Here is an 18667-nt window from a genome sequence, read left to right on the forward strand (position 1 = left end):
CTTTGTGCAGGCCGTTACTGGTTGTTCTGGCGGTGCAGGAAGCGCGGAATGTCGAGCGGATCGGTCGAGGCCGCCTCGCCGTCTTCCTTGGCCGCGCCGCGCGCCGCATTCGACATGCGCTCGAACAGCGTACCACCGAGCTTGACGCGCGGCGTCGCCGGTGTGGCAGCCTCGGGCGCAGCTTCCGCACCCGGGGCGAGCCAGCGACGGCGTGCACCACCCTCGTCCGCAGCCGGCATCGGCGCCGGGGCCGCGGGCGTGGGAGCGGCATAACGATCGTCCGCGTAGGAGCGCGGCGGAGCCTGATAGGCAGGCGCCTGTGGCGTGCGCGCGGTCGGCTGCGGCGCAGGCTGAGCCTGGACCGGCGGCTGCACCGGGGCGGGTGCGGGCGCAGACTGTGTCGGCGCAGGGGCATAGGACTGCGGTGCGGCCGGTGCGGCTGGGACCATCTTGTCCTGACCCAGGACGAGTTCCTCGTCGGTGGTGCCGGACTGTACCGCGTCCGCGCTCGACAGGTCGAGCGGCTCGTCGCCCGTGCCGGTCGGTGCCGCGGGCTCGCTCGGACGGAACGACGTCGATTCGTCGTTCTTCCGGCCCATGCCGAAGCTGAACGAACGCGTCGGCTCGGGCGCGACGGCGGGCTTGGCGTCCGCATCGATCCCGGTCGCGACGACCGAGACGCGGATCTTGCCTTCCAGCTCCTGGTTGAACGCCGAACCCCAGATGATGTTGGCATCGGGATCGACCAGGTCGCGAATGTGATTCGCGGCTTCGTCGACTTCGAGCAGGCGCATGTCGTCGCCGCCGGTGATCGAGATGATCACGCCCTTGGCACCCTGCATGCTGACGCCGTCGAGCAGCGGGTTGGAGATCGCCTTCTGCGCAGCCTCGAGCGCGCGGTTGTCGCCGCTCGCCTCGCCGGTGCCCATCATCGCCTTGCCCATCTCCTGCATCACCGAACGGACGTCGGCAAAGTCGAGGTTGATGAGGCCAGGCATGACCATCAGGTCGGTGATGCTGCGCACGCCCTGCTGCAGCACCTCGTCCGCCATCGAGAACGCTTCCTTGAAGGTCGTGTTCGCGTTGGCGATCAGGAACAGATTCTGGTTCGGAATGACGATCAGCGTATCGACGTACTTCTGCAGTTCCTCGATGCCGCCATCGGCCGACTTGGCGCGACGATTGCCCTCGAACGCGAACGGCTTGGTGACCACGCCGACGGTCAGGATGCCCATGTCGCGCGCCGCCTTGGCGATGACCGGGGCGGCACCCGTGCCGGTGCCGCCGCCCATGCCGGCGGTGATGAAGCACATGTGCGCGCCTTCGAGCATCTTGGCGAGCTGGTCGATCGTCTCCTCGGCGGCCGCGCGGCCGATCTCGGGACGCGAGCCGGCACCGAGGCCCTGCGTGATCTTGGTGCCCAGCTGGATCCGCTGCGGCGCGGTCGACTGCTTGAGCGCCTGCGCGTCGGTATTGGCGACGAGGAAGTCGACGCCCTGGACGTCGGCCCTCATCATGTTCGCGATCGCGTTACCGCCCGCGCCACCGACCCCGATCACCGCGATGCGGGGGGCCAGCTCGTCCACTTCGGGACTCAGAAATTCGATGCTCATCGCCTGCTTCTCCGCCCATCCCGGTGATACGCTACGGCCGGGCCCCTGATTAACCTGTGTGCACCAACGCTACCGGCTGTTCCAGCCGAAATAGCGTCAGCCGTTTCGAAACTCTCAATAATTCGCGCGTGCCGCCTGAATCAACTTGCGGACCATGCCGATTCCCTTCGGCCGGTGAACGATCGTCCGCTGCGGTGCAATACCGCGCAGGTCGATCGGATCGGTCGCCGCATAGAAGGCCAACCCCGCTAACGTCGCAAATGCCGGTCCGCCATGCGCCTCGGGCAGAGCGGTCAATCCGCGCGGTCGGCCGATCCGGACCGACCGCCCGAGCGCCTGTTGCGCATAATCGGCAATGCCCTTCAGCTCCGCGCCGCCGCCTGTCAGCACGACCTGGCGCCCCACCGGCCCCTCGAACTTGAGCGTGCTCAGCGCATTGCGCACCTCGCCCATCTGATGTTCGAGCCGCTGGCGGATGACGCTGATCAACTGCGCCTTGGTGATCTGCGCGCCCTCGCCCGCGCCGTCCTCGGCCGAGATCGGCATGACCGGTATCATGTCGTGATTGTCGCGCGGGGAGGCATTGGCGGATCCATGGAAGCACTTCATCCGCTCGGCATTCTGCCGCCGCGTGCCGAACGCGCTGGCGATGTCGTCGGTGATGTCCTGCGCGCCGATCGGGATCGAGGTCAGCCCGACGAGCATGCCGCCCGCGAACAGCGAGACATTGGTGATCCCCGCCCCCATCTCGACCAGCGCGACACCAAGCTCGCGCTCCTCGTCGCTCAGGCACGCAAGCCCCGTCGCGACCGGCGAGGCGATGATCGACTTCACTTCGAGATGCGCCGAACGCACGCACAGATCGAGATTGCGCACCGGCGAACCGTCTGCGGCCACGACATGGATATGCACGCCAAGCCGGTCGGCATGCAGCCCGAGCGGCGTCTTTACGCCCGTCAGCCCGTCGAGCGTGTAGAGCGCAGGCTGCGCGTGCAGCACCATCCGCCCCTGCGGATCGATGGAATTGCGACCTGCTGCGAGCAGCGCGTCGATATCCTGCTGCTCGACGCGGTGGCCGCCCAGTTCGAACTCGACCTCGGCGACGTCGGACACCAGTCCGCCGGCCGAGAAACCAACCCAGACATTCTCGATGTTGATCCCGGCGATCCGTTCGGCCTGCTCGACCGCTTCGCGTACCGCCGCCTCGGTCGTCGCCATGTCGGCGATATAGCCGCGCTTGACGCCGCGGCTCTCGCGCTGCCCGGTGCCGAGCACGATCAGCTCGCCGCCATCCCCCTTTTGCGCGATCATCGCCGAAACCTTCGACGACCCGATATCGAGCGCCGTGATCAGCCCTTCCGGTGCCACCTTCGCCATGTCATCCCTCCCCGCCCGTTACGTTCGCGTCCGCCGTCTGCGACGGTATAGTCGTCTGTGGCTCGCTGGATACCGGCGCGGGCACGTCGACGCTGTGCGCCAGGCTCGCACCCGGCTTGCGCGCGACCAGCTTGGTCGGGTCGCGCATGTCGAAGCGGATCCAGCCGCGGCCGAGCAGCGGCCGTGCCCCATCGAGCTCGGCAAACTTCACCAGCGCACGCGGCGCCCCGTCCTCGGGCAATGCCAGCGTCTCGCCGCTTTCGAAGGTCAGGTCCCAGCGCCGGTTGCCGACCCAGGTCGCCGCCTTCACCCGCGGCTTGAGCGCGGGGGCGGCGGCGAGCAGCGCCTGGTAGGACGCTTCCTGCCGGTCCGCGCCGGGTCCGATCACCAGCGGCAGGTTCGGGATCGCATCCGGCTGCACCGGTTCGAGCAGCACGCCCGACGCGTCGATCAGAGTCAGATTGCCATTGTCCTGCCACACCGCCGCGGGCGTGCGCTCGACGATGTCGACCAGCAAAGTATCGGGCAGCCGCCGCGACACATGCGCGTCCGCGATCCAGCCATAGCGCAGCAATTTGTGGCGCACCGCCTCGAGATCGACGAGCGGCATCGCGCGGCTCTGCTGATCGAGCGCGACCGCATAGACCGACATCCGGTCCATCCGCTTCAGCCCGGTGACCTCGATCTGGTCGACCTTGAACCCCGCGCGCCCGGCGCCTTCGGCCATCGCGCCGCCGATCATGCCGGGGATGCCGATCCAGGTCGCCGCCGCGATCACGACCGCGCCGCCCGCGCCCAGTATCGACCAGGTCGCGATCTTCTTCAGCGTCTCCTCGCTGACCGGGAGCATCCCGACCAGCCGGTCGAGCACCGACACCTTCTTGACCGCGACCTTGCGCCGCGGGGCGGGCCGCTTGGGGGGCGGGCCGCGCTTGATCGTCCGGCTCATGGCGCCCCGCCCGGCGCGAGCGGATGATCCGACAGCGCCTCGTCGACGATCGCCTGGACGAGCTCGGCATAGCTCATGCCGATGTGCCGCGCCTGTTCGGGAACGAGGCTGAGCGGGGTCATGCCCGGCTGCGTGTTGACCTCGAGCAGGAACAGCCCGTCGACCCCGCGCTCGTCGTCCCAGCGAAAATCGGAGCGCGATGCGCCGTTGCAGCCGAGCAGCCGGTGCGCCTCGAGCGCCAAGCTCTTGCAGGCGTCGGCGATCTCGTCGGGAATGTCCGCCGGGCAGACATGCTCGGTCATCCCGTCGGTATATTTCGCGTCGTAATCATACCAGCCGCTCTTGGGCTTGAGTTCGGTGACGCCGAGCGCGCGACCGCCGAGCACCGCGGTCGTCAGCTCGCGCCCGCGGATATAGGGCTCGGCGAGCAGCTCGTCGAAGTCGATCCACGGCCCCACCGCGTCGCGCGCGATCGGATTGCCGTAATTGCCGCTGTCGGTGACGATCGCCACGCCGACCGACGACCCCTCGTTGACGGGCTTTAGCACATAGGGGCGTGCCATCGGATCCCCCTCGAACAGGTCCACCGAGCGGACGATCCGTCCGCCCGGCATCGGTACACCGGCCGGGACGAGCAGCAGCTTGGTCAGCACCTTGTCGATCGCGATCACCGAGGTCGCAAGACCCGAATGCGTGTAGCGCAGCCCCATCAGGTCGAGCAGCCCCTGCACCGAGCCATCCTCGCCGGGCGTCCCGTGCAGCGCGTTGAACACGAGATCGGGTCTGGCGTCGGCCAGCCGGGCGGCGACGTCGCGCCCCATGTCGATTCGCGTGACGCGGTGGCCAAGCGATTCGAGCGCATCGGCGCAGCCATTGCCCGACATCAGCGAAACCTCACGCTCCGCCGACCAGCCGCCCATGAGGACGGCGATGTGAAGGGGACCGCTCATTTCGCCACCCCGACCCGCTGGATTTCCCATTCCAACGTCACCCCAGTATGCGCCTTCACCTTGGTCCGTACCTCTTCACCCAGCGCCTCGATCTCCGCGCTCGACGCGGACCCGAGGTTCAGCAGGAAATTGCAGTGCTTCTCGCTGACCTGCGCGTCGCCGCGCGTCAGCCCTCGGCACCCGGCCGCGTCGATCAGCGCCCAGGCCTTGTGCCCCTCGGGATTCTTGAACGTCGATCCGCCGGTGCGCGACCGCAACGGCTGCGACGCCTCGCGCTCCGCGGCGATCCGGTCCATCTCAGCCCCGATGACAGCCGGTTCGCCGGGCGTGCCGGAGAACACCGCCTCGACCACGACCGCGCCCGCGGGCAGGTCCGAATGCCGGTACACATAACCGAACCGCGCCGCGGGCCATGTCTCGACCGCGCCGTCGCGCGTGACGACGGTCGCCTCGATCAGGATATCGCTGACGTCGCGCCCATAGGCCCCCGCGTTCATCCGCACCGCGCCGCCGACGGTCCCCGGGATCCCGCGCAGGAATTCGAGCCCGGCGATCCCTGCATCGCGCGCGGCGCTGGCGACCGTGATCCCCATCGCCCCCGCCCCGGCGCGAACTCGACCGTCCTCAACCGACACCTTTGCCATCGCCTTGGGCAGACGCACCACGACCCCCGGCACACCGCCGTCGCGGACGATCAGGTTGGAGCCGACGCCGACCGGCAGGACCGGCGTCGACGGATCGAGGGTCTTTAACAACCCGGCCAGATCCTCGACATCTGCCGGCCGCACAAGCCATTCGGCAGGCCCGCCGGTACGAAACCAGATGAAGTCCGCAAGCGACCCACCGGCCTCGACGCTCCCCCTGATGGTCTCCCGCGAAGGCGGGAACCCAGTCTGGGTCGCCGCATTCGCGGGGACGCAAGGTGTCGCAGCGTTCACGCCGGCACCTTCGAACGCTCGACCGCGATCGCATCGGCCAGCCCGGCCGCCCATTTCGTGATGTCGCCCGCGCCGAGGCAGACGACCATGTCATCTGCCTCGATCGTCGCCGCCAGCTCGGCCGCCAGTGCATTCGCATCCGCGACCACGCCCGCAAACCGGTGGCCGCGCCGCTTCAGCCCCTCGACCAGAGCCGCCGCGTCGACGCCCTCGACCGGCGTCTCGCCCGCCGCATAGACCGGCGTCACCAGCACCCGGTCCGCGTCGTTGAACGCGGTCTGGAAATCCTCCATCAGATTGCCGAGCCGTGAATAGCGATGCGGCTGCACGACCGCGATCACGCGCCCCTTCGCGCCCTCGCGCGCGGCGGCCAGCACCGCGCGGATCTCGACCGGGTGATGCCCGTAATCGTCGATGATCGCGACACCGCCACCCTCGACCGGAACCTCGCCCACCTTGGTGAAGCGCCGCTTCACGCCGCCAAACTTGGCAAAGCCCTGCTGGATCGTTGCATCCTCGATCCCCAGTTCCAGCGCGACGCCGATCGCGGCCAGCGCGTTCTGGACATTGTGCCGCCCGGGCATCGGCATCTCGATCCCCGCAATCGTCCGCGTCGCACCGTCGCGAGTCCGCACCACGCAATCGAAGCGATTGCCGCCCGGGATCGGCGTCACCTCGACGCCGCGGACATCCGCCTGCGCCGAGAAGCCGTAGGTCACGATCCGCCGATCGCGCACGCGCGGCAGGATCCCCTGCACCTCGGGATGATCGAGGCACAACAAGGCCGCGCCATAGAAGGGCACGTTCTCGACAAACTCGACGAACGCATCCTTCACCGCGTCGAACGATCCGTAATGATCGAGATGCTCGGGATCGATGTTGGTGACGACCGCGATCGTCCCGTCGAGCCGCAGGAAGCTGCCGTCGCTCTCGTCCGCCTCGACCACCATCCAGTCGCTCGCACCCAGTCGCGCGTTCGATCCGTAGCTGTTGATGATGCCGCCATTGATCACGGTCGGATCGACCCCGCCCGCATCGAGCAGCGCGGCGACCATCGACGTCGTCGTGGTCTTGCCGTGCGTGCCGGCAACCGCGACGGTCGACTTCAGCCGCATCAGCTCGGCCAGCATCTCCGCACGCCGCACCACGGGCACGCGCGCGTTGAGCGCCGCCTCGACTTCGGGGTTAGACCGAACGATCGCGGTCGAGACGACCACCACCGCCGCGTCACCTATATTCTCCGCAGCATGGCCGATCGCGACCGGAATGCCCTTGTCGCGCAGGCCCTGCACGACATAGCCCTCGGCCACGTCGGACCCCTGCACGCGGTAGCCGAGATTCTTCATCACCTCGGCGATGCCCGACATGCCGATCCCGCCGATCCCGACGAAATGGATCGTCCCGATATCGGTCGCTACACCCTTCATGCAAATTGTACCTTTGGCTTGGATGGGCGCCCGACCGGCAGTCGCGACACCGGCGCATCGAGGCTTTCGACCAGGTCGGCCAGATCGCTTGCCGCATTGGGCCTGCCGCAACTGCGCGCGCGTCCCGCCGCGTTCTGCAGCGCGGCGGGATCGAGCCCGAGCTTCTGCATCTGCTTGGCGAGTTCGACCGCGGTGAAATCGCCCTGCCGGATCGTCCGTGCGCCGCCGGCGCGGGTGATCTCGCGGGCGTTGACGGTCTGGTGATCGTCGGTTGCGCCCGGCAGCGGCACCAGGATCGCCGGCCGCCCCGCCGCGGTCAGCTCCGCGATCGTCGAGGCGCCCGCGCGCGCGATCACCAGATGCGCCCAGGCAAGCTGTTCGGGCATGTCGGGCAGATAGGTAGCGAGCTCGGCCGGGATGTGATGCTCGGCATATTGCGCGCGCACCGCATCGATATCCTCGATCCGCGCCTGGTGCGTGACCTGTAGCCGCCGCCGGAACGTCACCGGCAGCATTGCCAGACCATCGGGGACGACCTGAGACAGGATGCTCGCGCCCTGGCTGCCACCGGTCACGAGAACGCGGAAGATGCCATCCTCCTCGAGCAGCGGATAGGGCCTGGCACGCAATGCGAGCACCGCCTCGCGCACCGGATTGCCGACGAGATGAGTCTTGGCGAGAAGCCCGGAGGCGAGCCGTTCGGTCGGTTCGGACGAGGTCGCGATCGCGTCGACGCGGCGCGCCACGAGCCGGTTCACCCGCCCCAGCACCGCATTCTGCTCGTGCACCGCGGTCGGGATCCGATTCGCGAACGCCGCCAGCAGAGCGGGCAGCGCGGGATAGCCGCCAAAGCCGATCACCGCCGCCGGCTTGAACGTGCGATAGAGTTCGCGTGCCATCATTCGCCCGCGCCACATCGATCGCGTTGCCTTGGCCCAGCCCAGCGGTCCGCCGGTGAAGCGTCCGGCGGGCAGGACATGCGTCTGGATTCCCTCGAACAATCCAGGGAAGCGCACGCCGCGCTCGTCGCTGACCAGCGCGACGCGGTGACCGCGCCTCGTCAGCTCAGCAGCAAGCACCGCCGCGGGCACCATGTGTCCGCCGGTCCCGCCTGCCGCGAGCACGAAATGCCGGGGACGTTGATTCACAGTCATTCACCACTCCAGCGGACGACATAGGGGCTCCGCGTGAGAAACGGATTGCGCCGGGTAAACGCCAGCAGCAACCCCATGCCGACCGACAAGGCGATCATCGACGACCCCCCATAGCTGATGAACGGCAGCGTCATGCCCTTGGACGGTGCGAGCCCGGTGTTCACCGCCATGCTGACCAGCGCCTGTGCACCGAACTGCGTCGCCAGCCCGGCCGAGGCCAGGAGCTTGAATTCATCCTGTTCGTCCAGCAGCTTGACGAACACGCGCACGACGATCGCAAGGAAGATCACCGCGATCACCGAACAGGCGATCAGCCCGAACTCCTCGCCGATCACCGAGAAGATGTAATCGGTATGCGCCTCGGGCAGCCCGAACTTGGCGATGCCGCCGCCGGGCCCCGTGCCGGTCCAGCCGCCCGCGGTCAGCGTGTTGTGCGCGGCATTGGTCTGGAAGTGATCCGACGCGCCCTCGCCCTCGATCCCCGGGAACAGGAACGCGTCGATCCGCGACCGCGCCGTGCCGTAGAACATATAGGCAGCGACCAACCCGACCGGCACGCAGCCGACGAGGCCTGCCATCACGCGCATCGGCGTTCCCGCGATCATCAGCAACGCCATCCACACGGTGCAGTAGATGATCGTCTGGCCGAAATCGGGTTGCAGCATAAGCATGACTGCGATCGTGCCGGTCAGCCCGCCCGTGATCAGCACGGTCGGCAGTTCGGGATCCTTCGCGCGCAGCGACAGGAGCCAGGCGACAGTGACGATGAAGACCGGCTTCAGAAACTCGGACGGCTGGAACTGCGCAAAGCCATAGCCGATCCAGCGACGCGCGCCGTTGACCTCGGATCCGACGAACGGCGTCACCGCGAGGATCAGCAGCAGCACCGCCGCCGCGGTCAGCGCCATGCGCCGCGCCATTGCGACGGGCATCATCGACACCCCGAACAGCACCGGCATCGAGACGCCGACCCACATCAGCTGACGCCAGAAATAATAGAGCGGCGTCAGCTTGTGATGCTCGCCCGAATAGCGGACTGCGGTCGCGGGCGACGCCGCAGCCACCGCGATCAGCCCGATCGCGATCAGGAACAGCGTCAGCAGCAGCAGCATCCGGTCGATATCCCAGAACCACGTGCCAAGCGGCGACTGATCGCCACGCCCGCCGCGCCGCTTCATCTTCGCGACGATCCCGGTCTTCTGCCCTGCGCTCATCATCGGTGTCCGCATATCGCTCATGCCAGCGACTCGACCGTCGCGCGGAAGGCCGCGCCGCGCGCTTCGTAATCGGCGAACTGGTCGAAGCTCGCACAGGCCGGGGACAACAGGATCGTGTCGCCGGGCCGGGCATTGGCCGCCGCGCTGCGGACGGCCGCGTCGAGCGTGCCGACATGGTCGACCGGCATCGACCCGGCCAGGATCTCGGCGAACCGCGGCCCGGCCTCGCCGATCGTATAGGCGTGCACGACATGGCCGAAGCCGGGCCTGCACGCATCGAGGTCATCCCCCTTCGCGCGCCCGCCGACGATCCAGTGGACCCGCTCAAATGCCGCCAGCGCGGGCGCCGCGCTCTCCGGATTGGTCGCCTTGCTGTCGTCGACATAGGCGACGCCGTCATAGGAGGCGATCTGCTGCATGCGGTGCGGCAGGCCGGTAAAGCTGACCAGCCCGCGATCGATATCGACCTCGCTCACACCCAGCGCGCGCGCGACCCCCACGGCGGCACGCGCGTTTAGCGCATTGTGCGGCCCCTGCAGCGACGGCCAGCCGCCCTGGTCGCCGATGTCGATCCGGTCGATGAACTGGATCGTAAGGTCAGCGGGAGCGTCACCCAGTAGACGATGCTCCGCCTCTGCGCCGTGGTCGACGATCGCGAGATGCGGCACCGTCTGCATCGCGAACAGCCGCGCCTTCGACGCCGCATAGCCGGCAAAGCCGTCATAGCGATCGAGATGGTCGGGGGTAATGTTGAGCAGCACCGCGACGTCGCAGTCGAGCGTCTGAGTCAGGTCGATCTGATAGCTCGACAGCTCGAGCACATAGACGCCGCCCTCGGGCAACGGATCCTGCCCCAGAATCGGCAGCCCGATATTGCCCCCCATCAGCGTCGGCACGCCCGCCGTCCGCAGGATATGATGCACGAGCGCGGTGGTGGTCGACTTGCCGTTCGTGCCCGTGATCCCGACGACCTTGTGCGACGGCAGGTCGGCGCGGGCCTGCGCAAAGAGTTCGATGTCGCCGATGACGGGAACGCCCGCCGCACGCGCGGCCGCGGCGAGCGGATGCGTGTTGAGCGGCACCCCTGGCGACACGATCAGTGCGTCGAACCCCGCCAGATCGTCCAACGGATCAAACCGAAGATCGACGTCATCGAGGGTGACCGACAGGTCTTGAATGCTCTCGGCCAGAACCGCGCGCTTCTTTTCGTCGTCGTCCCACGCGACCACGCCCGCGCCGCCAGTGACCAGCGCCTGGACGGTCGCCGCACCCGATCGCGCCAGCCCCAGCACCGCACAGCGTTTTCCGCGCCAGGCCTCAGCGACGATCACCGCAGCTTCAACGTCGACAGGCCGACCAGCGCCAGGACCAGCGCGATGATCCAGAAGCGGATCACGACGGTCGGCTCGCTCCAGCCGAGCTGTTCGAAATGATGGTGGATCGGCGCCATCCGGAACACCCGCTTGCCGGTCCGTTTGTAAAAGAACACCTGGATGATCACGCTCATCGCCTCGGCGACGAACAGCCCGCCGATGATCCCGAGCACGATCTCGTGATGCGCGACGACCGCAATGGTGCCGAGCGCGCCGCCGAGCGCGAGGCTGCCGGTGTCGCCCATGAACACCGCCGCGGGCGGCGCGTTGAACCACAGGAACGCCAGACCGCCCCCGACGACCGCGCCGCAGAAAATGGCGAGCTCGCCCGCGCCGGGCACGTGCGGGATGCCCAGATAGTCGGCGAACTTCACATTGCCCGCGAGATAGACGATCACCATGAACGCGACGCTTGCGATGATCACCGGCATCGTCGCCAGCCCGTCGAGCCCGTCGGTCAGGTTCACGGCATTGCCGAACGACACGATCGTGAAGGCGGCGAAGACGGGGAAGAACCAGCCGAGATCGATATACATGCGCGACGTGAACGGCAGGTAGAGATGCGGCCCGTTCTGCGACATGATGATCGTCGCGGCGATCCCGGCAATCGCGAATTCGAGCAACAGCCGCGTGCGACCGGAAATGCCCGCGGTGCTCGCCTTCCGCACCTTGTCATAGTCATCCATGAACCCGATCGTGCCAAAGCCCAGCGTCACGAACAGGCACGACCAGACATAGGGGTTGCTGAGGTCCATCCAGAGCAGGATCGCCAGCGTCATGCTGGTGAGGATCATCAACCCACCCATCGTCGGCGTGCCGCGCTTGGCGAGATGCGTCTGCGGGCCGTCGGCGCGGATCGGCTGCCCCTTGCCCTGACGCACGCGCAGCCAGCCGATGAAGCGTGGCCCGATAATCAGGCCGATGATCAGCGCAGTCGCGACCGCCCCGCCCGTCCGCGTCGATTGATAGCGGAGCAGGTTCAATATTCCCGGGAAACCCAGATGTGCGGCGATCCAGTACAGCATTTACGTCTTCCCGCCCCCGAGACTCGTCACGACCCGCGCGAGCCCTACACCGTTCGATCCCTTGATGAGAACCGCATCGCCCGGCGCCAGGATCGTCCGTAACGACGTCAGCGCGGCCGCAGCGTCGCCCACATGGACGGTTTCGACTTTACCCTCAAGCGCTCGCGCAAGCGGCGCCATCGCTTCACCGACCAGCAGCGCCATTTCGACGTTTGCCGCGACAATCGGCTCGGCAAGCCCGGCATGATAGTCGGCCGACGCCTCGCCCAGCTCGCGCATCTCGCCGAGCAGCGCGACATGCCGCCCCGGCTCCTTGGCCAGCACGGCCAGCGTCGCGCGCATCGACGCGGGGTTCGCATTATAGCTTTCGTCGATCACGAGCGCCTGCCCGTCCGCGAGCGTCGTCATGAACCGCGCACCGCGTCCCTGCAGCCCGCCGAGTTCGGCGAGCGCCAGTCCCGCCAGCCCGAGATCCGCGCCCGCCGCCTCGACGCACGCGATCACCGCCAGCGCGTTTGAAACCCAGTGCATCCCCGGCTGCGCCATCGTGAAGCTCAGCTCACGGCCGTCCTGCTGGACCGTGACGAACGTCGCGCCGGTCGCCAGCCGGACCGTCTCGATCGCGCGGACATCGGCACCCTTCGCGATTCCGAAGGTCACGATCCGCGCCGCATGCGGCGTCGCCGCCGCGGTCAGCCGGTCGCGATGCGGGCTGTCGAAGGGGATGATCGCGACGCCGTCCGGCTCGAGCCCGGCGAAGATCTCGCCCTTGGCGTCGGCGATCGCGCTTTCGTCGCGGAAGAATTCGGTATGCGCCGGCGCGATCGCGGTGACGACCGCGATATGCGGACGGACGATCTGCGTCAGCTCGGCCAGCTCACCAGCATGGTTCATCCCCATCTCGAACACGCCGAAACGCGCGTCGCGCGGCATCCGCGCGAGGCTCAGCGGGACGCCGGTATGGTTGTTGTAGCTCTTGACCGAACGATGCACCGCCCCCGGTGCGCCGCGATCGAGCGCCGCGAACAGCGCCTCCTTCGCGCTCGTCTTGCCGACCGATCCGGTGACGCCAATGATCGTCGCGCCGCTGCGCGCCCGGCTCGCGCGCCCGAGCATCTGCAACGCCGTGAAGCTGTCGGCGACCAGCACATGCGGATGCGCGCAGGGTTCGGAGACGATCGCCCCCGCGGCACCCTGCGCGAACGCCTGGTCGAGATACAGATGGCCGTCGCTCGCCTCGCCCTTCATCGCGACGAACAGGTCGCCCGGACCAACCTCGCGCGAATCGAACGCGACGCCCGTCACGGCAAACTCGGCCGAGGCGACCCCGCCGGTCGCCGCAGCGATCTCGGCGGACGTCCACAGGGGCACCGCAGTGCTCATGCCGCACACTCGCGCGCGACGCCGACATCGTCAAACGGCAACACCATGTCGCCGACGATCTGGCCCTGTTCGTGGCCCTTGCCCGCGATCAGCACGATGTCGTCGCTGCCCGCCTCGTCGATCGCCGCCTGGATCGCCGCGCGCCGGTCGCCGATCTCAATCGCGCCGGGCGCGCCCTTCAGCACGTCGCGGCGGATCGCGGCGGGATCCTCGGTGCGCGGATTGTCGTCGGTGACGATCACGCGGTCGGCGTAATGCATCGCGACCTGCCCCATCGTCTCACGCTTGCCGGTATCGCGGTCGCCGCCCGCGCCGAACACGACGATCAGCCGCCCGCCCGCATGCGGCTTGAGCGCGGCGATCGCCGCCTCCAGCGCGTCCGGGGTATGCGCATAATCGACATAGACCGGCGCGCCCGAGCGCGCGATGACCGCACGCTCGAGCCGCCCGCGCACGGGCTGCAACCGCGCCAGATTGGCGATGGTCGTCGCGATATCGCCACCGGTCGCGATCACCAGTCCCGCCGACACCAGCGCATTGGCGGCCTGATACCCGCCGATCAGCGGCAGCGTCACGCGGTAGGTCTGGCCCCCCGCCTCGATCGTCAGCCCCTGCCCCAGCAATGTCGGATCGCGATCGACCAGTCGCAGCGTATCACCGCGCGTGCCGACGGTCACGAGCCGATTGCCCCGCTCCCGCGCGAGGTCGATGACGCGCGCCGCCTGCGGATCGTCGGCCCACACCACCGCCGCCCCATCCGGGCGCAGTACTTCCGAAAACAGCCGGATCTTGGCGGTGAAATAGGCCGCCATGTCGCCGTGATAATCGAGATGGTCGCGGCTGAGATTGGTGAAGGCGGCCGCCGATACGGGCAGTCCCTCGGTGCGATACTGGGTCAGCCCGTGGCTCGATGCCTCGAAGGCGAGATGCGTCACGCCTTCGCGCTCGAGCCCGGCGACGTTCGACAGGAAGGTGACGACGTCGGGCGTCGTGAGGCCGGTGGTGACGCGTTCGTCGGCGGTCGTGACGCCCAGCGTACCGATCGACGCGGCGTGATGGCCGGCCATCCGCCACAATTGGCGGGTCATCTCGACACAGCTCGTCTTGCCGTTGGTGCCCGTAATCGCGACCGTCGTCGCGGGAAAGGGTGCAAAGAATGCTGCCGCGAGCTGCGCGAACCGTTCGCGTGGGGTCTCGTCGGCGATGTACGCTACACCCTCGACCGCGAGGCCCGGCCGCGCGACGATGCCGATCGCGCCCGCGCGGATCGCGTCGGCGATATAGTCCTCGCCATTGACGCGGGCGCCCTCGAACGCCCCGAAGATCGTCCCCGGTGCGACCTTGCGATGGTCGATCGCGAAGCCCGTGACGTTGCCGTCATACGCCTCGCGCGGTGCAGATCCGTGCACTGATGCCCCGCCATCGCTGACGGGGCCCTTACCGATCAGCGTTGCCAGTTTCATGCACCGATCCTCATGTATCGCCCCTCATTCCGCACCGGACGTCGGCTTTGCGCCAAAGGCCGGCGTGCCCGGCGCATGCCACAACAGCGGCAACAAGTCGCTTTCGTCAATGTCGCGGTTCGCATCGGGAATGACGCCGAGCATCGATCCGGTCCGGCTGATCACGCGCGATACCACCGGCGCCGCGGTCCAGGCCGCAGTGGTGAAACCGTAAGATTCCTTGTTACCCTTGGCGGAATCGAGCGTCACCACGACGACGTAACGCGGCGCGTCCATCGGGAAGGCAGCGGCAAAGGTCGAGACGTTGGTGTGCTTGTTATAGCCCCCCGCCTGCGCGATCTCGGCCGTACCGGTCTTGCCGCCGACGCGGTAGCCGGGCGCCTCGCCCTTGCGGCCCGTGCCATATTGCACGACCAGCCGCAGCAGCTGCCGCATCCGCGCGCTCGTCGTCGTGCTGATCACGCGTCGCCCGGCGGGGATATGCGCCGGATCGATCTTCAGCAGCGTCGTCGGGCGCCAGATCCCGCCATTCACCAACGTCGCATAGGCGTTGGCGAGGTGCAGCGGCGTCACCGCGATCCCGTGGCCATAGGCCGACGTCATCAATGTCGTGCGCGCCCAGAAGGTCGGCCAGATCGGCCGGCCCTTCTCGCGCAGTTCGATATCAGGCTTGGTGTCGAAGCCGAGCTTGCGGAACATGTTCTGCATACCGGCCGCACCGATCTGGTCGGCGATCCGCGCGGTCGCGATGTTCGACGAATAGATCAGCGTCTCGGGGATGTTCAGCCAGCGCTTCTCTTCATCGCCCGGATCGTCGTGGATCGTGTAGCCGCCAACGCGCAGCGGGACGGTCGCGTCGAAGCGCCGCGCCATCGACGTGACGGTGCCCGAATCGATCGCCGCCGCCATCGCGATCGGCTTGAACACCGACCCCAGCTCGTACACGCTCTGCGTACCCATGTTGCGCAGTTGCTCGGTGCCCGCCATGCCGACCCGGTTGGGGTTGAAGACCGGCATCGACGTCATCGCGATCACTTCGCCGGTGTCGACGTCGAGGACGATGCCGGCCGCGCTCTTGGCCTGGAACGACGCGACCGCACGCGCGAGCTCGCTTTCCATCGCCGCCTGGACGCGCGTGTCGATCGATAGCGCGACCGGCGCGCCGTTCAGCGCGGGGTTGGTAAGCCGCTCGTCGAGGACGCGCTCCATCCCCGACATGCCGTGACCGTCGGTCGACAGGAACCCCAGCGCATGCGCGGCCATGGTCGATTGCGGATACAGGCGCTGCGTCTCGCGCGCGAACACGATCGCAGGTTCGCCGATCGCGTTGACCTGCTCGACCAGCGCAGGCGACGCGCGGCGTTGCAGGTAGCTGAAATTCACATCCTTGGTCAGCAGACCGTAGAAAAAGGCCTGGTTGCCGCGATCTGGCATCAGAGCCGCCAGCCGCGCGGCGATCTCGGTCGGATCGCCGATCATCTTCTTAGGATGCACCGCGATCGTCCACGCGTCGATCGTCCTGGCCAGCGGTGCCCCGTTACGGTCGACGATATCGCCGCGCGCCGCGATCGCCGCGGCGCGGGCGCCGGGATCGCTCAGCGACGACTGGATCGCGAGCACGCCGAGCCGGCCGATCACGACCAGCACCGCGGCCCCGAACAGGAACATCAACATCATCAGGCGCGTGTGCGCGGTCGCGACCAGCGCGTGGCGCTGCGTTGCGGTACGCCGCTCGGAAACCGGCCGGGCGACGAGGGTGGTCAACGCAGACGCCCTGCCTCGGCCCGGGCGCCGCTCAGGATCGAACCCAGCGTGTTGTCGGACAGCAGCTTGCGGTCGAGCATCGCGACTGCCTGCGGACGGACCTTGGCGACCGCGGCGAGGCGCTCGGGAGCGGCCGCGCGGACGATCGCCGTGTCGGTGGCACGGGCGGTCTGGACGGTGGCGCGGACAGTGACGGGCTTGAGCGGCGCTGCGGCAGCGACGGCCTGCACGGCGACGTCGACCGCCTGCGGCGCCGCGGCGGCGGCAGCAACCGGCAGCGACGGCACGAGCAGCTGCGCGGTCTGGACGGTGGCGCCCGCAGGCCCGCCAATCTGATTCACGTCGAGGCTGGCGAGGGCCGATTCGCTTGCCACGAACTGCCCGGCGGTCGGCGCGGACAGCGCCAGCGTATCGCCGTTCCAGCGCTCGAGCTGCGCGAGGTTCGCGCGCGTGTCAAACTCGGTCTCGAGCGCGCGGATATCGCGCTCGGCCGACCGGATCTGGCCGTTGACGGTCTCAAGCTTCTTACGCTCGGCGGCCACCTGCAGCGAAACGAGGTAAAAGCCGAGTACGACGGCAACGCAGCCACCGAACCAGCCCACACCCTTCAACCGATACGCCGCCGTCATGTCGTCACCTCTTCCGTCCAAGGTTGCGCGGAGGTCCGCCGCGCCGTTCGTAAAGTCGCAGAGCGTGCGCGCGGATTGCGCGCCAGCTCGTCCTCGCCGGCGCGCACGGGGCGGCCGACATCGGTAAAACTCGGTTCTACCACGGTTTTTGCCTGTGGAAGATGACGGGAACCTGAAGGCGCACTACCCGACCGCGTGCGCAGGAACCGCTTCACCATGCGATCCTCCAGGCTGTGGAAGGTCACGATGGCGAGCCGTCCGCCGGGCTTGAGCGCACGCTCCGCCGCCAGCAGGCCATCGGCGAGCTCGCCGAGTTCGCGGTTAATATGGATCCGGATCGCCTGGAACGCGCGCGTCGCGGGGTCCTTCTTGTCGTGTGCCTTGTACCCCAGCGCGCGACGGACGACATGCGCGAGCTCGCCGGTGCGCGTCATCGGCCGCGCGGCAACGATCGCCCGCGCGACGCGACGTGACTTGGGCTCGTCGCCAAAATGATAGAGGACGTCGGCGATCTCGTCCTCGTCGGCCTCGTTCACGAAATCGGCGGCGGTCATGCCCGCCTGCGCCATCCGCATGTCGAGCGGCCCGTCCGACTGGAACGAAAAGCCGCGCTCGGCCTGGTCGAGCTGCATCGACGAGACGCCGATGTCGAGCGTGATGCCGTCGACGGGCAACGCGTCGCGTGCCTCGAGTTCGGCGACCATCGCGGAAAAGTCGGCGGCAACCAGCGTCAGCCGCTCCTCGCCATCGGCCCAGTCCTGTCCGGCGGCAATCGCGTCGGGGTCGCGGTCAAAGGCGATGACGCAGGCGCCGCGCGACAGCAGCGCCCGCGTATAGCCGCCCGCGCCGAACGTCCCGTCGACGATCGTCTCGCCGGGGGCAGGGGCGAGCGCGGCGATCACCTCGTCGAGCAGGACCGGAATGTGCGGGGCGGCGGGGATCGTCTCGCTCACAGCGAAATCCCCTTTTCGGCCATGTAGAAGCGCGCCATCTCCTTGACGACGGGGGGCATGTCGTCGGTCGCTACCAGCGCCGCGGGATCCCAGATCTCGATATAGTCGAGGACGCCGTAGAAGAATGCGTGCCCCTTTATCCCGGCATAGAAGCGCGGGAAGGCGGGCATGATGAAGCGGCCCGAGCCATCGAACGGCACGGCCTCGCCCGACGCCGCGCGACGTTTGATGTTATAGTCATATTCGCCGTCTTCACGGGTATTCTCGGCCTCGCGGCGGTCGAGCTTTTCGGCGAGCAGCGCGACATAACCCGGATCATAGGCGACCAGGCAGCGGTTCTTCTGGTGTGCGCCGATGATGATGGTTCCGCCGTCCTTGCCGTTCGCCTTGGGGGCATTTGCCGACAAGATCGTCCGAAGAGCGGAAGGGATGGCTACCCGGCCCTTGTCGTC

At 68.0% G+C, this 18667-nt stretch carries 16 protein-coding genes; all 16 read right to left on the reverse strand.

Going from position 1 to position 18667, the window contains the following annotated elements:
- Positions 1 to 14 precede the first annotated feature (14 nt).
- Entirely contained in the window at positions 15 to 1613 is a 1599-nt protein-coding gene (gene ftsZ, locus IFT87_RS01765) for a cell division protein FtsZ (protein ID WP_037528396.1), read from the reverse strand.
- A gap of 114 nt (positions 1614 to 1727) precedes the next feature.
- On the reverse strand, positions 1728 to 2990 hold the full coding sequence (gene ftsA / locus IFT87_RS01770) for a cell division protein FtsA (protein ID WP_031393123.1): 1263 nt from the start codon (positions 2988 to 2990) through the stop codon (positions 1728 to 1730).
- 1 nt (position 2991) lies between these two features.
- Entirely contained in the window at positions 2992 to 3939 is a 948-nt protein-coding gene (locus tag IFT87_RS01775) for a cell division protein FtsQ/DivIB (protein WP_192007284.1), read from the reverse strand.
- Entirely contained in the window at positions 3936 to 4889 is a 954-nt protein-coding gene (locus IFT87_RS01780; RefSeq protein ID WP_192007286.1) for a D-alanine--D-alanine ligase, read from the reverse strand. The genes IFT87_RS01775 and IFT87_RS01780 overlap by 4 nt, the downstream gene beginning before the upstream one ends.
- Complete coding sequence (gene murB, locus IFT87_RS01785; protein WP_084215038.1) at positions 4886 to 5881, reverse strand: UDP-N-acetylmuramate dehydrogenase; 996 nt, start codon at positions 5879 to 5881, stop codon at positions 4886 to 4888. The genes IFT87_RS01780 and murB overlap by 4 nt, the downstream gene beginning before the upstream one ends.
- Positions 5824 to 7254, reverse strand: a complete 1431-nt coding sequence (murC, locus tag IFT87_RS01790; RefSeq protein WP_037528407.1) for a UDP-N-acetylmuramate--L-alanine ligase — start codon at positions 7252 to 7254, stop codon at positions 5824 to 5826. The genes murB and murC overlap by 58 nt, the downstream gene beginning before the upstream one ends.
- Entirely contained in the window at positions 7251 to 8408 is a 1158-nt protein-coding gene (murG, locus tag IFT87_RS01795) for an undecaprenyldiphospho-muramoylpentapeptide beta-N-acetylglucosaminyltransferase (protein ID WP_192007287.1), read from the reverse strand. The genes murC and murG overlap by 4 nt, the downstream gene beginning before the upstream one ends.
- Entirely contained in the window at positions 8405 to 9637 is a 1233-nt protein-coding gene (locus tag IFT87_RS01800) for an FtsW/RodA/SpoVE family cell cycle protein (RefSeq protein ID WP_234387761.1), read from the reverse strand. Before IFT87_RS01800 ends, murG begins: the two co-directional genes overlap by 4 nt.
- Before the next feature lie 5 nt (positions 9638 to 9642).
- Positions 9643 to 10956, reverse strand: coding sequence for a UDP-N-acetylmuramoyl-L-alanine--D-glutamate ligase (gene murD / locus IFT87_RS01805; RefSeq protein WP_031439536.1), 1314 nt, complete (start codon positions 10954 to 10956; stop codon positions 9643 to 9645).
- Positions 10953 to 12023: a phospho-N-acetylmuramoyl-pentapeptide-transferase gene (gene mraY, locus IFT87_RS01810; protein WP_031395401.1), complete on the reverse strand. Its 1071-nt coding sequence runs from the start codon at positions 12021 to 12023 to the stop codon at positions 10953 to 10955. Before mraY ends, murD begins: the two co-directional genes overlap by 4 nt.
- Positions 12024 to 13406 (reverse strand): UDP-N-acetylmuramoyl-tripeptide--D-alanyl-D-alanine ligase, encoded by a 1383-nt coding sequence (locus tag IFT87_RS01815; RefSeq protein ID WP_192007288.1) that lies wholly within the window; start codon positions 13404 to 13406, stop codon positions 12024 to 12026.
- Positions 13403 to 14869, reverse strand: coding sequence for a UDP-N-acetylmuramoyl-L-alanyl-D-glutamate--2,6-diaminopimelate ligase (locus IFT87_RS01820; protein ID WP_192007290.1), 1467 nt, complete (start codon positions 14867 to 14869; stop codon positions 13403 to 13405). Before IFT87_RS01820 ends, IFT87_RS01815 begins: the two co-directional genes overlap by 4 nt.
- Positions 14870 to 14893: 24 nt before the next feature.
- Positions 14894 to 16633, reverse strand: coding sequence for a peptidoglycan D,D-transpeptidase FtsI family protein (locus IFT87_RS01825; protein ID WP_037528403.1), 1740 nt, complete (start codon positions 16631 to 16633; stop codon positions 14894 to 14896).
- A complete protein-coding gene (locus IFT87_RS01830) occupies positions 16630 to 17262 on the reverse strand; it encodes a hypothetical protein (RefSeq protein ID WP_031440797.1) in 633 nt (210 codons plus the stop codon). Before IFT87_RS01830 ends, IFT87_RS01825 begins: the two co-directional genes overlap by 4 nt.
- Positions 17259 to 18215 carry a 16S rRNA (cytosine(1402)-N(4))-methyltransferase RsmH gene (gene rsmH, locus IFT87_RS01835; protein ID WP_031440796.1) on the reverse strand — a complete coding sequence of 319 codons (957 nt, stop codon included), beginning with the start codon at positions 18213 to 18215 and terminating at the stop codon, positions 17259 to 17261. Before rsmH ends, IFT87_RS01830 begins: the two co-directional genes overlap by 4 nt.
- A complete protein-coding gene (locus IFT87_RS01840; RefSeq protein WP_320481608.1) occupies positions 18212 to 18622 on the reverse strand; it encodes an MraZ C-terminal domain-containing protein in 411 nt (136 codons plus the stop codon). Before IFT87_RS01840 ends, rsmH begins: the two co-directional genes overlap by 4 nt.
- Positions 18623 to 18667 lie beyond the last annotated feature (45 nt).

The organism is Sphingomonas sp. CFBP 8765 (assembly GCF_014841445.1).
GTDB lineage: Bacteria > Pseudomonadota > Alphaproteobacteria > Sphingomonadales > Sphingomonadaceae > Sphingomonas > Sphingomonas aerolata.

Coding starts and splice junctions, on each gene's coding strand:
- ftsZ (WP_037528396.1), bottom strand. CDS start 1,613: ATGAGCATCGAATTTCTGAGTCCCGAAGTGGACGAGCTGGCCCCCCGC.
- ftsA (WP_031393123.1), bottom strand. CDS start 2,990: ATGGCGAAGGTGGCACCGGAAGGGCTGATCACGGCGCTCGATATCGGG.
- IFT87_RS01775 (WP_192007284.1), bottom strand. CDS start 3,939: ATGAGCCGGACGATCAAGCGCGGCCCGCCCCCCAAGCGGCCCGCCCCG.
- IFT87_RS01780 (WP_192007286.1), bottom strand. CDS start 4,889: ATGAGCGGTCCCCTTCACATCGCCGTCCTCATGGGCGGCTGGTCGGCG.
- murB (WP_084215038.1), bottom strand. CDS start 5,881: ATGGGCGGCCGGGCTGGCCGATGCGATCGCGGTCGAGCGTTCGAAGGT.
- murC (WP_037528407.1), bottom strand. CDS start 7,254: ATGAAGGGTGTAGCGACCGATATCGGGACGATCCATTTCGTCGGGATC.
- murG (WP_192007287.1), bottom strand. CDS start 8,408: ATGACTGTGAATCAACGTCCCCGGCATTTCGTGCTCGCGGCAGGCGGG.
- IFT87_RS01800 (WP_234387761.1), bottom strand. CDS start 9,637: ATGCGGACACCGATGATGAGCGCAGGGCAGAAGACCGGGATCGTCGCG.
- mraY (WP_031395401.1), bottom strand. CDS start 12,023: ATGCTGTACTGGATCGCCGCACATCTGGGTTTCCCGGGAATATTGAAC.
- IFT87_RS01815 (WP_192007288.1), bottom strand. CDS start 13,406: ATGAGCACTGCGGTGCCCCTGTGGACGTCCGCCGAGATCGCTGCGGCG.
- IFT87_RS01820 (WP_192007290.1), bottom strand. CDS start 14,869: ATGAAACTGGCAACGCTGATCGGTAAGGGCCCCGTCAGCGATGGCGGG.
- IFT87_RS01830 (WP_031440797.1), bottom strand. CDS start 17,262: ATGACGGCGGCGTATCGGTTGAAGGGTGTGGGCTGGTTCGGTGGCTGC.